Annotated in this window: 19 protein-coding genes and 1 pseudogene; 13 read left to right on the top strand and 7 right to left on the bottom strand. The window is 44.1% G+C overall.

The window, feature by feature from the left end; genetic code table 11:
• Positions 1-2: 2 nt before the first annotated feature.
• Positions 3-857 carry a DNA replication/repair protein RecF gene (recF, locus tag AC08OG_RS00700; RefSeq protein WP_482929865.1) on the bottom strand — a complete coding sequence of 285 codons (855 nt, stop codon included), beginning with the start codon at positions 855-857 and terminating at the stop codon, positions 3-5.
• Positions 858-970: 113 nt separating this feature from the next.
• Entirely contained in the window at positions 971-1135 is a 165-nt protein-coding gene (locus AC08OG_RS00695; RefSeq protein ID WP_292358641.1) for a rubredoxin, read from the bottom strand.
• A 140-nt stretch (positions 1136-1275) separates the two neighbouring features.
• Here AC08OG_RS00695 and AC08OG_RS00690 point away from each other — a divergent pair, with 140 nt between their 5' ends.
• Positions 1276-2187 (top strand): hydrogen peroxide-inducible genes activator, encoded by a 912-nt coding sequence (locus AC08OG_RS00690; RefSeq protein ID WP_292358639.1) that lies wholly within the window; start codon positions 1276-1278, stop codon positions 2185-2187.
• On the opposite strand, the gene AC08OG_RS00685 is transcribed toward AC08OG_RS00690, so the two are convergent.
• Positions 2184-2672, bottom strand: coding sequence for a hypothetical protein (locus tag AC08OG_RS00685; RefSeq protein ID WP_292358637.1), 489 nt, complete (start codon positions 2670-2672; stop codon positions 2184-2186). The two genes, AC08OG_RS00690 and AC08OG_RS00685, sit on opposite strands and share 4 nt — an antisense overlap.
• Positions 2673-2859: 187 nt before the next feature.
• On the opposite strand from AC08OG_RS00685, the gene murJ reads away from it, so the two are divergent.
• On the top strand, positions 2860-4404 hold the full coding sequence (gene murJ / locus AC08OG_RS00680; RefSeq protein ID WP_292358635.1) for a murein biosynthesis integral membrane protein MurJ: 1545 nt from the start codon (positions 2860-2862) through the stop codon (positions 4402-4404).
• Positions 4405-4450: 46 nt separating this feature from the next.
• On the opposite strand, the gene AC08OG_RS00675 is transcribed toward murJ, so the two are convergent.
• A complete protein-coding gene (locus AC08OG_RS00675; protein WP_292358633.1) occupies positions 4451-5131 on the bottom strand; it encodes an OmpW/AlkL family protein in 681 nt (226 codons plus the stop codon).
• Positions 5132-5231: 100 nt separating this feature from the next.
• Positions 5232-5981, bottom strand: coding sequence for a fumarate/nitrate reduction transcriptional regulator Fnr (gene fnr, locus AC08OG_RS00670; RefSeq protein WP_292358631.1), 750 nt, complete (start codon positions 5979-5981; stop codon positions 5232-5234).
• A gap of 97 nt (positions 5982-6078) precedes the next feature.
• On the opposite strand from fnr, the gene hisB reads away from it, so the two are divergent.
• The 10 genes and pseudogenes from hisB (at position 6079) to tatC (ending at position 11255) form a co-directional block, all read left to right on the top strand.
• Positions 6079-6672 carry an imidazoleglycerol-phosphate dehydratase HisB gene (gene hisB / locus AC08OG_RS00665; RefSeq protein ID WP_292358629.1) on the top strand — a complete coding sequence of 198 codons (594 nt, stop codon included), beginning with the start codon at positions 6079-6081 and terminating at the stop codon, positions 6670-6672.
• A gap of 49 nt (positions 6673-6721) precedes the next feature.
• Positions 6722-7357 carry an imidazole glycerol phosphate synthase subunit HisH gene (gene hisH / locus AC08OG_RS00660; protein ID WP_292358627.1) on the top strand — a complete coding sequence of 212 codons (636 nt, stop codon included), beginning with the start codon at positions 6722-6724 and terminating at the stop codon, positions 7355-7357.
• 25 nt (positions 7358-7382) lie between these two features.
• Entirely contained in the window at positions 7383-8132 is a 750-nt protein-coding gene (gene hisA / locus AC08OG_RS00655; RefSeq protein ID WP_292358625.1) for a 1-(5-phosphoribosyl)-5-[(5-phosphoribosylamino)methylideneamino]imidazole-4-carboxamide isomerase, read from the top strand.
• Positions 8133-8196: 64 nt separating this feature from the next.
• Positions 8197-8906 (top strand): annotated as a pseudogene (gene hisF / locus AC08OG_RS00650) (imidazole glycerol phosphate synthase subunit HisF).
• A complete protein-coding gene (hisI, locus tag AC08OG_RS00645; RefSeq protein WP_292358622.1) occupies positions 8903-9286 on the top strand; it encodes a phosphoribosyl-AMP cyclohydrolase in 384 nt (127 codons plus the stop codon). The pseudogene hisF and the gene hisI overlap by 4 nt, the downstream one beginning before the upstream one ends.
• Positions 9283-9603, top strand: a complete 321-nt coding sequence (locus tag AC08OG_RS00640) for a phosphoribosyl-ATP diphosphatase (RefSeq protein ID WP_292358620.1) — start codon at positions 9283-9285, stop codon at positions 9601-9603. Before hisI ends, AC08OG_RS00640 begins: the two co-directional genes overlap by 4 nt.
• Positions 9600-9938 carry a histidine triad nucleotide-binding protein gene (locus AC08OG_RS00635; RefSeq protein ID WP_292358618.1) on the top strand — a complete coding sequence of 113 codons (339 nt, stop codon included), beginning with the start codon at positions 9600-9602 and terminating at the stop codon, positions 9936-9938. Before AC08OG_RS00640 ends, AC08OG_RS00635 begins: the two co-directional genes overlap by 4 nt.
• A 9-nt stretch (positions 9939-9947) precedes the next feature.
• Positions 9948-10193 (top strand): Sec-independent protein translocase subunit TatA, encoded by a 246-nt coding sequence (tatA, locus tag AC08OG_RS00630; RefSeq protein WP_292358616.1) that lies wholly within the window; start codon positions 9948-9950, stop codon positions 10191-10193.
• A 5-nt stretch (positions 10194-10198) separates the two neighbouring features.
• A complete protein-coding gene (gene tatB / locus AC08OG_RS00625; protein ID WP_292358614.1) occupies positions 10199-10522 on the top strand; it encodes a Sec-independent protein translocase protein TatB in 324 nt (107 codons plus the stop codon).
• The gene (gene tatC, locus AC08OG_RS00620) at positions 10512-11255 is read left to right on the top strand and encodes a twin-arginine translocase subunit TatC (protein ID WP_292358612.1); all 744 of its coding nucleotides are present in this window, start codon (positions 10512-10514) and stop codon (positions 11253-11255) included. Before tatB ends, tatC begins: the two co-directional genes overlap by 11 nt.
• A gap of 51 nt (positions 11256-11306) precedes the next feature.
• Here tatC and AC08OG_RS00615 read toward each other — a convergent pair whose 3' ends face one another.
• Together AC08OG_RS00615 and AC08OG_RS00610 are read right to left on the bottom strand one after the other, a co-directional pair.
• Positions 11307-11651, bottom strand: a complete 345-nt coding sequence (locus AC08OG_RS00615; RefSeq protein ID WP_292358609.1) for a pentapeptide repeat-containing protein — start codon at positions 11649-11651, stop codon at positions 11307-11309.
• 12 nt (positions 11652-11663) lie between these two features.
• On the bottom strand, positions 11664-11912 hold the full coding sequence (locus AC08OG_RS00610) for a hypothetical protein (RefSeq protein ID WP_292358608.1): 249 nt from the start codon (positions 11910-11912) through the stop codon (positions 11664-11666).
• Between the two features lie 173 nt (positions 11913-12085).
• Here AC08OG_RS00610 and AC08OG_RS00605 point away from each other — a divergent pair, with 173 nt between their 5' ends.
• Positions 12086-12880, top strand: a complete 795-nt coding sequence (locus tag AC08OG_RS00605) for an ABC transporter substrate-binding protein (RefSeq protein ID WP_482929864.1) — start codon at positions 12086-12088, stop codon at positions 12878-12880.
• Position 12881 lies beyond the last annotated feature (1 nt).

Below are 12881 nucleotides of genomic sequence, written 5' to 3'. Positions count from 1 at the left end.
AGTTATTTGTGCCAGGCTGATAGCAAGAAAAAAAGTTTCTGCTGTCCTCTTGAAAACAATTCTGCAGGATCTTGCCCATCTACTCTTAATGACCAATCTGCTGCATGTGGACCTGATCGGGTATAACCAAGCGCACGATCTCTATCAATTGTTTTATTCAAAATATCAGCAAAATCTTCCCCTTTAGGCCAGCCTGATAAATATCGTAATTCAAATTTTGAAGTTTTATAATCATTGCAAAGCAACATGAACCATTCTTTAAAACTAATCACTAATTGGTCCAGGTATTCATTCCGATAGGTTGCCAGTTTCAAACCATGCGCATTTAGCGATGCGTCCCAAACTTTTATTTCACTGTTCGGTTTTGCATTGCGCAATGCTGCATTACGTTGGGAGAGAATTTTTTTGTATGCTTGCCAATGATAAAAAAAATCTTGTTCCACGTGAAACAATCCCCAATCCACAACTTTTCGCCTAAACCGCGGACCCAGTTCAAAAAATTGGTGACAATTAGCCGGAATAAATTGAAGGGGAAGATGCGTAGCTAATTCAGATAGCTTTTTTAATGGAGCATTGTTAAGACGAATCTGTAAACCACTCGCATTCCCAAATTGTAATCCAACAGGAATACCCTGAATAATTCTGGCAAATAATTGAAAATATTGTTCTTCGTTTTGAATTACATTTTTCAAATTACGCGAACGAAAAGAACGCCCCATTGCCAGCAGATAGATAGCTTCCAACACACTGGTTTTTCCAGAACCATTTTCTCCAACCAGTAAATTCACACCAGAACTGGGGTAGAGTATTGATTTATGGATATTACGAAAATGCGTAAGGGAAAGTTCTGTCAGCACGTTGCGTTGCCAGATAATAATACGATTAGTTCGTTTTAAGTTTAAGAATTGAAAACAATAAGCTATATCGAAAAACGCTTAAAAATAAAGAAGCTGGATTTACGCGTCGCTGATCAAATTTCCAACATTTCAAAATCTTCTTTGCCCACACCACATTCCGGACATTCCCAGTCATCTGGAATATCGTCCCATGAGGTGCCCGGTGGAATGCCTTCTTCAGGTAATCCTCTGGCTTCATCATAGATGAACCCACACACTAAACACTGCCACTTACGCATGAAACCTCCTGACAAAAAAGTAATAATATGAATACATCTTACAACAAACGAATTTTGTATTGGCTGACGATTTGTCATTATATTTATGCTAACTTATATAAAACAAATCATTTTCAACTTAATAAGTGGATAGACCGATTATGAGACTTCCCACCTTACGGCAATTACAGTATTTGACAGCAGTCATTGATGAAAAACACTTTGGTCGTGCCGCAGAGAAGTGCCATGTGACACAATCCACTCTAAGTGCAGGCATTCAGGACTTAGAAGACTTACTGGAAGTTGGTTTACTAGAGCGTACCAATCGAAAAGTACTCACAACACCCATTGGCGAAGAAGTGGCTGACCGCGCCCGACAAATTCTCTCTTTAAGTGATGATTTGGTGGATTTGGCGCAAGCTGAGAAAAATCCTTTAGCCGGCAGAATCAGAATTGGCGTTATCCCCACTATTAGTCCGTTTCTACTGCCCCGTGTATTGCCCAAAATTCGTAAACAATTACCAGAGTTAGAGGTTTTACTGATTGAAGATCAGTCGGAAAGATTATTAGTACAAGTAGAAAATGGCACCATTGATGTAGCAATACTAGCCTTTCCGTTCAATACGCGAAATTTGAATTACCGGGTAATCTCACAAGAAGCCTTTTGGGTAGCCTTACCCCGACAACATAGTTTAAGCAAATATGAGTCACTGCAACCACATCAACTGCCAATAAACGAGTTATTACTATTAGCCGAAGGGCATTGTATGCGTGAGCATGCTATCAGTGCCTGTCAATTACCCGCTTCAGCACAACGGCGCAGTGTACAGGCGACCAGCTTGTACACGCTGATAGAAATGGTGGCAAGCGGTTTAGGGATTACCTTGATTCCACAAATGGCTATTAATTCCGATATGGTGCGTCATGCCGATATCTGTTTGCGACCGTTAAAACAGGATAGTCTGGCAAAACGTGAAATTGGCCTGGTGTGGCGTCCTAGCTTTCGCCGAACCAGTACACTTGAACAGCTTGCCTTGAGTTTTGCTGAAGCAATGGACGAAACATCTGATTAATGGTTAACCGCATAATCTGAACGCAGTTGTATAAAGCTTTGACGGATTAACACCGAGGTAAAAGGTGCTTGAAACCTTGCGGCAAGCAAAGCTCTTGGATTGATTAAAAAAACGGCATTTTCCAGGTCCTGTTCGGGGTAGGCTCTGCTTCTGGTAAAAAAATTCTTTAACGATTTATTTTCCGATGGTGTGCCATTAACAGTGATAATTCGAGCATCAACATCATGGGAATGGACAAGTGCAGTCAGTTCATCTATTTGCTGGCCACCAATATCTATAAGCACCAGTTGAACTGATCGATTTGCTAGCCCATCTTTAAGGTTTTTTAATACACGGAAAATAGCCTCACAATCATGGCAGCCAACAGACGGAATAAAGACAAAGCTCCACTTGCCAGAAAAAGCATCATTGGTAAATACGGAATGATCACTGGTATAAGCAAGAAACTGGGGTATTTCCAAGGTTGGCTCAAAGACTGTCAACATAGAACTGCTGCTATTTGATGATTCTGCTGGCGGCGGCTGTTGACTCAGTGTTAAAAAAAGCAATAGCAATAAAACAACCAAGCTAAGATATGTCAGTAAAAAACGCTTAGAATGAACATTTTTAAACATATTTTGCATTTTTAGCGCCTCACACGCTGAAAGCGTTTATCCAATAAAATAAGCGACTATGAAAGAAAAACTGCTTAAGTCTACCTTGGTTGTCAGTTTAATGACCTTTTTATCCCGAATTTTGGGATTTGTTCGAGATATTGTCATTGCCAGACTTCTTGGGGCAGGGATGGGCGCTGACGTATTTTTTGTTGCCTTTAAGATTCCAAATTTTCTCCGTCGCCTGTTTGCAGAAGGGGCTTTTTCACAAGCGTTTATCCCTGTTCTTGCTGAATATCGCGAACGCGGTGATCAGGATCTGAAACAGCTTATTGCCGCAACCAGCGGGACTCTTGCAGGCGTATTATTTTTTATTACGCTGATAGGAGTAATCGCCGCCCCCATAATTATTCTGATTTTTGCTCCAGGATTTATTGATCAGCCTGAAAAATTACAACTGGCCAGAGAACTGTTAAGGATTACTTTTCCATACATACTGTTCGTTTCACTTACCGCATTGGCCAGCTCCATTTTAAACAGCTTTGGTAAGTTTGCCGTGCCGGCATTTACACCCGTTTTTCTCAACATTTCAATGATTGGCTGTGCGTTATGGCTGGCACCACATCTGGATGAACCGGTAAAAGCGCTTGCCTGGGGGGTGTTTATCGGCGGGGTAGTGCAGCTACTGTTTCAAATGCCATTTTTAATGAAAATTGGCAGTTTGCCAAAACCACATTGGGGCTGGAAAGATGAAGGTGTGCAAAAAATTCTGCGATTGATGATACCAGCCATGTTTGGTGTATCGGTTTCACAAATCAACTTATTGCTGGATACGTTACTGGCTTCTTTTCTCATCACCGGCAGCATTTCATGGCTGTATTATTCTGATCGACTGGTCGAATTTCCATTAGGCATCCTGGGGATTGCACTGGCCACTGTAATATTACCCAATCTCTCGAAGAAACACGCCACAGCCTCCATGCAGGAGTTTTCACACACCATTGACTGGGCGTTACGCTGGGTATTTTTAATCGGTACTCCTGCTGCTATCGGCCTGATTATTCTTGCTGAACCGTTGTTGCTTACCTTGTTTCAATATGGCGAATTCACGCCAAATGATGCCCATCAGGCATCATTAAGCTTGATGGCATATGGTTTGGGCTTATTGCCGTTTATTTTTATCAAGGTACTTGCACCGGGCTTTTATGCCCGTCAGGACACCAAAACCCCTGTCAAAATCGGCATTATTGCGATGATAAGCAATATGGGACTGAACATTGTGTTGATGATTTATCTGGCCCATGTGGGGCTGGCTTTAGCCACGGCTTTATCAGCGATGCTCAATGCTGGCTTACTGTATTACACACTTCGAAAAAAAGCAGTCTATCAACCCATTGCTGGCTGGGGCTTATTTTTTGTCCGTATGCTGCTCGCCAATATCGTATTAGTAGCGTTCTTGTTATGGGTAACGCCGATTAATGGCGATTGGATAAGCTGGAGTGGCTGGCATCGGTTTGGCATATTGATGGGGCTGATAACGACTTCTGCAATTGTTTATTTTGCTGTATTAACGCTATGTGGCGTCAGGCTGAAAACATTAGTCACACCACAAAGCCAGGAATAAAAAAAGCCCTCCATCAGGAGGGCTTTTTAGGGCCTTAGAGAGGAATTTAGAAACGGCGGCCTATACCGATACCATAAACAAAGGGATCAATATCAGCATCAATTTTTGCGCTATTGGTGCCAAGTACATTTTTGAAACTGGCTGTCGTATCAATGTCCAGATATTTGACATCCATATTGATAAACCAATCCTGATTGATGGCAATATCCACCCCGGCTTGTGCAGCCCAACCCCAGGAGCTGTCCAGTTTGACCTTATCGCCTGGACTGCTAAGTAAAGAACTGCTCGGAACTTCTTCATCAAAGAAGTAGGTGTAGTTCACCCCGGCCCCGATATAAGGACGAATATTTGAGCCTGGCAAAAAGTGATATTGCAGCGTCAATGTGGGTGGCAGTACTTTAGTATCAATGACGTCACCCAGAGCAGCCCAGCTTTTCTCACCGGTAACCGTGTGTTCTGAATAACCTAAAATCAACTCTACTCCCCAGTTGCGGTTGATCATATAGGTAATATCCAGTTCTGGAACCGTATCGCTATCGACTTTTACCCCTTTAAATCCAGTATCTGCACCATTGAGGCTGAGAGTGCCGCTGCTATCATTTGGATTCACATTGATAACACGTCCCCGTATTAACCAGTCACCGGCCTCATAAGCCATCACGGTTGAAACAGGGCTGGCAAGACCAGCAGCAAGCAGGATTGAGGAAATCAGGGGAATTTTTTTCATGGCACGACTCCGAATAATGATCTGTTGTGGAACACAATTTCAGATCATACGGAGTATCTGGAGATCAACATTGATCCAGGTCAATAAAGTGCGGTTCAGGCTATCCGCAGCGTTGTTTTAATGCTGGCAGGTCTAAAATCGTTACTTCTTTGCCCTGAATCGACAATAGCTGCTGATCCTGTAACTGGGTAAATAAACGACTGACCGTTTCAATCGCCAATCCCAGATGGTTGGCAATATCCCCACGGGACATGGTCAATTGAAATGACATCGACGAGTAACCACGTTCACTGAAACGTTGTGATAGAGACAGTAAAAAACTAATCAGCTTTTCCTGGGCGGTTTTTTTGCCGAGAGACAACAATAAATTTTTATCCGATGACAATTCTTTGCTCAAACGGGTCATCAATTGATTTTGCAACTCCGGGATAGTCGCACTGAATTCCTGCAGGCGCTCATAAGGCAATTCGCAAACACTGCTGGCTTCAAGTGCCCGGGCTGTGGATAAATAACGTTGCTGGTAAATTGCATCCATACCAATAAATTCACCGGGGAAATAAAAGCTGGTGACCTGTTCGCGCCCATCCGTCGCAGAGATCGTGGTTTTGAACGAACCAGAACGAACAACAAAGATTGTTTTAAAAGTAGAGGAGGGTTCAAACAGAATCTGGTGGCGTTTATATCCAGCACTGCGTTTAATGATTTGATCGAGCTTGGTCAGGTCATCCCGATGCAGCCCCAAGGGCAGGCATAACCGATACAAAGCACATGATTGACAGGCGAGCTGATGATGATGTTCAACCTTAGCCAAGTCCTCAAATAATGGCGTAATCACCCGAGCTTGTGTCATTTTATTATCCGTAAAAAAGTCACAGGACATGATAACGCTTCAAACCCGCCACTGAAACAGTTATTATTTGTTTTTATTTCAGTTTTCAGGAAAGCAAATGACCGTTCGTAGCGCCACTGTTGCGCGTAACACGCTCGAAACTCAAATTGAAGTCTCCATCAATCTGGATGGAAGCGGAAAATTTCAATCCGAAACCGGCGTGCCATTCCTTGATCACATGATGGAACAGATTGCCCGTCACGGTTTATTCGACCTGCAAATCAACGCCAAAGGCGATCTGCACATTGATGCTCATCATACCGTTGAGGATGTTGGTATCACAATTGGTCAGGCATTAAAAAAAGCGCTGGGGGATAAAAAAGGTGTGGTCCGTTATGGTCATTCCTATGTCCCACTGGATGAAGCTTTGTCTCGTGTAGTATTGGATTTATCTGGCCGACCCGGCTTTGAATTCGATGTGACATTTACTCGAGACAAAATCGGTGAATTTGATGTTGATTTGTTTTATGAATTCTTTCAGGGTTTAGTCAATCATGCCGGTATTACATTGCATATTGATAATCTTAAAGGCCGAAATGCGCATCATATTGCTGAAACCATTTTTAAAGCGTTCGGTCGGGCCCTGCGAATGGCTGTCACATTAGATGAACGAGCCTTACAGCAATTGCCATCCACCAAGGGCGCATTATAATCGGTTAACGATTTTATAACTCTCACATTCTAGAGCAGGTCTTTGTTTTATGCGTTGCGTTGCAGTTATTGATTACGGCATGGGTAATTTACGCTCAGTCTCCAAAGCATTGGAAGCCGTAGCTGATAACCACACTAAAATTCTCGTTACCGCTGATCCGTCAGAGATTCGGGCAGCAGATCACATCGTATTCCCGGGTGTCGGCGCGATTCGTGACTGTATGGCGGAACTCAAAAAACTTGAACTCGACAGGCTCATCTGTGAAATGGCCAGCAAAAAACCTTTTCTGGGAATTTGTCTGGGTATGCAGGCTTTATTAACGCATAGTCAGGAAAACCAAGGCTCGGCTGGATTGGACATCATTGAAGGTGACGTTCTGTATTTTAAAGAAGCGGTTGAGCAGGGCCTGAAAGTACCACACATGGGCTGGAATGAAGTCGAACAAACCTGCGTCCACCCCTTATGGCAAGATATACCACAGAATAGTCGCTTTTATTTTGTTCATAGTTTTTATGTACAGCCTGCCGATGAAACCAAAATCTCTGGTCGTAGTCATTACGCTTTACCTTTTGCAGCAGCGTTGGCGCATGAAAACCTTTTTGCAGTACAGTTTCACCCCGAAAAAAGCCAGCATGCCGGCTTACAGTTATTGAAAAATTTTATTAATTGGGACGGTCAGTCCTGACATTTTGTTTGATGGAGAAAGCGTTATGTTATTAATCCCTGCCATTGATCTTAAAGAGGGTCACTGCGTTCGATTGCGTCAGGGACGCATGGAAGATAACACCGTATTTTCAGAAGATCCGCTGGCGGTTGCAACCAGATGGGTTGAAGCCGGTGCCAAACGTTTGCACATGGTGGATCTGGACGGTGCTTTTGCGGGTAATCCGGTTAACGCTGATGTTATTCATCGAATTTGCGCTGCATTTCCTGATCTTGATGTACAGGTTGGTGGTGGCATTCGTGATGAAGACACCATCCAAACCTACCTGGATGCTGGTGTTCGCTATGTCATTATTGGCACAAAAGCCATCAATGCTCCGCATTTCGTTGGCGATGTTTGTGCCGAGTTTCCGGGTCATATTATTGTTGGTCTCGACGCCAAAGACGGCAAGGTTGCAATCGATGGCTGGTCCAAGTTGTCCAATCACGATGTCATCGATATTGCCCAACAGTTTGAACAGGATGGTGTTGAGGCTATTATTTACACCGATATCAGCCGAGACGGCATGATGCAGGGTGTTAATCTTGAGTCCACTCGTGACCTTGCTCGCGCCATTAATATCCCGGTAATTGCTTCCGGCGGTGTCAGCAACTATGACGATATCAAGGCCCTTTGCCATTACGAATCAGAAGGTGTTATGGGGGCCATTATCGGCCGTGCAATCTATGAAGGCACCATCGATCTGGCGGAAGGTCAATCGCTGGCTGATCGTTTGAATCCACCGTTACAGTTCTGATATGGCACTGGCAAAACGCATAATTCCCTGTCTTGATGTTGATGCCGGTCGTGTCGTAAAAGGTGTGCAGTTTGTCGATATACGTGATGCCGGCGATCCAGTTGAAATTGCCAAACGTTATGATGAACAGGGCGCAGATGAACTGACTTTTCTGGATATCACTGCCACACATCACAACCGTGACACCATGGAAGATGTTGTCAAAGCTGTTGCCAGTCAGGTATTTATTCCACTGACGGTTGGTGGTGGCATTCGAACTGTAGCGGATATTCGTCGCATGCTGAATGCTGGCGCAGATAAAGTTGGTATTAACTCTGCAGCGGTTAAAAACCCGGATTTTGTTCGTGAAGCTGCCGAAAAATTTGGTTCGCAATGCATCGTGGTCGCTATTGATGCCAAACGTGTTTCTGCAGAGGGTCAGACACCAAGATGGGAAATTTTTACCCATGGTGGTCGCCAACCAACCGGCATTGATGCCGTAGAGTGGGCCAAAAAATGGTTGAGCTTGGCGCTGGCGAAATTTTACTGACCAGTATGGATCGTGATGGCACCAAATCCGGTTTTGATTTAGAGCTAACCCGAGCTGTCAGTGATGCGGTTGTGGTACCGGTGATAGCCTCTGGTGGTGTGGGTAAATTGCAGGATCTGACTGATGGTATCAAATTAGGTCATGCCGATGCGGTACTGGCCGCCAGCATCTTTCATTTCGGTGAACATACTGTCGGCGAAGCCAAGCAGCAAATGGCAGAACAAGGCATTGAGGTACGTTTATGACGGCATGGCTGGAACAGGTCAATTGGGGAAACGATGGCTTGCTTCCCGTTATCACACAAGAGTTTTCAACTAAGCAAGTACTTACTTTAGCCTGGATGAACCGTGAGTCATTACAGCTAACGGCTGAAACTGGCCACGCTGTTTATTGGTCAAGATCCCGGCAAAAACTGTGGCATAAAGGTGAACAATCCGGCCATCAGCAAATCATCAAATCTATACGTATTGACTGTGATCAGGATGCCATTTTGCTTGAAGTTGAACAGATAGGTGGCATCGCCTGTCATACTGGTCGGCATCATTGTTTTTTCACGGAACTGCAAAATGGTGAGTGGCAAACCACGGAGCCAGTGCTAAAAAACCCCGATGAGATATATAAATGAGTGATACCTTGCAAAAACTGATGTCGGTACTCAATGATCGTAAAAAAGCAGATGCCGATAGCTCATATGTTGCCAGCCTCTATGCCGCAGGCACGGATAAAATTCTGAAAAAACTGGGCGAAGAAGCCACCGAAACGGTTATCGCCGGAAAAGCTGGCGATAAAGATCAAATTATCTATGAAACAGCCGATCTTTGGTTTCATTCAATGGTATTACTGGCGCATAATAATATTGATGTTGATGACGTTCTACATGAGCTGGATCGTCGGTTTGGCTTATCAGGCCTCGAAGAAAAAGCCAGCAGGAGCAAAAAATGACTGATTGTATTTTCTGCAAAATTATTGCCGGTGAGATTCCATCCGCGAAAGTTTATGAAGATGAACTGATCTATGTGTTCAACGATATTAACCCCAAAGCTGCCGTGCACCTGTTAGTGATTCCAAAACAACATATTGCCAGGCTGGATCAGCTTGATGAGAGTCATCAGGAATTAATTGCACATATGTTTCTTAAACTTCCTGAACTAGCTCAGTCTCAAGGCCTAACGACGGGTTTTCGTACTATTATAAATACCGGACCCGGTGGTGGTCAGGAAGTCGATCATTTACATATTCATTTGTTAGGCGGCAAAAACCTGCCTGGCTTTCATTAGGAGTGCACCATGGGATTTGGCGGAATCAGTGTATGGCAATTATTGATCGTCTTGGTCATCGTCATTTTGCTTTTCGGCACTAAAAAACTGCGTTCTCTAGGCGGTGATCTGGGCAGTGCCATTCGCAGCTTTAAATCCTCAGTCCGTGATGGCGAAGAGGAACAAAAAAACGATTCCAGCAATCTTAAACATGACGATGACAGTGAAATCCAACAAAAACAGCAGCACGAAGAACACGACTCAACTAAACGTTAATCGCCGTGTTTGACGTAGGTTTTTGGGAGTTACTGTTAATTGCCGTAGTGGCTTTAATTGTTGTCGGGCCGGAAAAGCTCCCTAAAGTTGTTCGCGTCTGCGGTTTATGGATTGGCCGTGCCAATGCCTCACTTCAGGCGGTCAAAAACGACATTGCAAAAGAATTACGGGCCGAGGAAATCAAACAAGCGTTCAAAAAACCGGATGATTTACCCGATCTGAATGAAGTTATTGATATCGATGAACCGGTAAAACCCAAACAGAATCCTTCAGCTAAAACTGATAATGATTCTGATGAAGATAAAAAGCAGGCTGAAGATGGAAAATAGTGAACAACAACCACTGATTTCCCATCTGGTTGAACTTCGGGATAGATTATTGAGAGGCATTCTGGCGGTGTTAATCATTGCCGTGTGTTTGTTACCGTTCGCCAATGAGCTTTATCTGATTTTATCAGCCCCATTGCTGGAGCATTTACCCGAGACCAGCTCGATGATTGCCACCGAAGTGGCTTCACCATTCCTGACACCTTTCAAACTGACCCTGACGGCCGCCATTATGCTGGCGATGCCCGTCTTGTTATATCAACTGTGGGCGTTTATTGCTCCCGGCCTCTATAAACATGAAAGACGTATTGTCTTTCCTTTGATGTTCGCCAGTACAGTGTTGTTTGTTCTCGGCATACTATTCGCCTATTACGTTGTTTTCCCACTGGTGTTTGGTTTTTTGACGCAAGCGGCACCGGAGGGCGTGGCTGTAATGACCGACATCAGCAGCTATCTGGATTTTGTACTGAAACTGTTTTTTGCCTTCGGATTGGCGTTCGAAGTGCCCATCGCGACGTTACTATTGATTTGGAGCGGTGTTTCCACACGACAAAGTCTTATTGAAAAAAGACCTTATGTGATCGTTGGAGCATTTGTGATTGGTATGTTACTGACACCACCCGATGTGATTTCTCAGACGCTTCTGGCCGTGCCTGTCTGGTTATTATTTGAACTGGGCCTGCAGGTATCAAGATTACTTCCCAAGGCAAAAGATTCTACCGAAGAGCTATCCTAAGGCTTGCTGATCTTTTATTGCAGTCTCTGTACTTACTGATAGATGAAAAACCTAGTCTCTATAACGCATTCGGGTGCCATGTTGCAGTGAAAGGTTAATTTCATCAGCTGTTAGCGATGCTGGAAAGTAAACGCCGGAAATTTTCGCCCCATGAATACTGGCACCGCGCAGACTGATGCTTTGACTGAAATCAATCCCGCGTAAATCTGCCTGACGAAAATAACTGTTACTGAAATCCAGACCGCTGGCAATTAGTCCCTGAAGATTGAGATGACGAAAATCACAACTGGTTAAATCAACAGTTTCACCCTTGGCGATGCGATGATTAAATTCTTCAACTTTTCCATCACGTAACAGTTGGTAAAGCGGATCTTGTGTGATTTTTGGTTCAGCCATCGTTGTAGCGCCTTAAACAGTAATATCTATCGTTCCGCCTGGATTTTCCGGATCAAAGCCAACGGATTCATTTTGGGTCGCTTCATTTACCACCGCCGTTGTCTGTAAACTGGTTGGCGCCTGCTCCTGAGCAACCGTTGTCGATGCCGTTTCGCTATTCTGCTGAACAGGTGTCTGACGGCCTACCAGCTGATTTTCAGAGGATAGGGGATTGGTCAATGTGGGCTGACCACTAAAAGGGGCAATGCCTGGAATTTCCATTTTTCTGCTCCTGATTAAAACAACAATTACAGCTTACTCTTATAATTGCGATATTGTAAACGCATGTATCTGAAAAACCATGGGTTTTCTCTCAATTTTAAGCAATATTAGCAAATACTATTTTAGTGTGGTTTTTATGCTATCGTTGGGTTTACTCAACTAAGAGGGAGTGGATGATGCCCCCGGGTAAACGGATTTTGTATTTTCTGTTCATTTTATCCAGCCTGATTGCCTGTAATCCGCAGACAGAAAAACCGTTGCGAGTAGGGACTGTTCCGTGGGCAGGGTACGAATTACTCTATTTAGCGCGTGATCTGCACTATTACAATAACGCACAGATCCAACTAAAAGAGTTGGCTTCCAGCACAGAAGTTATGCATGCCTTCCGCCAGGGCCAGCTGGACATGGTAGCGACTACCCTTGATGGTGCACTTAGGATGGCTGAAACCCAATCCGATATCAAAATAATCCTGATCTTCAATATTTCCAACGGAGCCGACAAACTGATGGTTGAGCCCACCATCACTTCACTCAAAGCGCTAAAGGGTAAACGTGTTGGCGTTGAACAAAGTGGCGTCGGCGCGTATATGATGTCGCAGGTTCTACAGCTGGCAGGGCTAGATAGAAAGGACATTACCATCATTCCTACCACGGTGAATCAGCATTCTTCTTTGCTAACAAATCAACTCGTTGATGCGGTTATAAGCTTTGATCCTGTTGCGTATAAACTTCAGCAACAAGGTTATATTAATCTGTTTGATAGTCGACAACTGCCCGCGCCAATCGTTGATGTGCTGGTGACACGTGATAGCGCTTTAACATTACAGAAAAAAGCATTCAACAACTACTGGAAGGCTATTGGCAAGCTCGGGACTACATGGCGAAAAATCCACAGGACGCTTTCATCAGAATTGCCCCACGTCTGGATATTTCAACTGAAGAACTTGAGCTTCTTTATCAGCAGCTGAT

This window comes from Methylophaga sp. F7, assembly GCF_056863975.1.
This window is presented reverse-complemented; position numbering and strand designations above follow the sequence as displayed.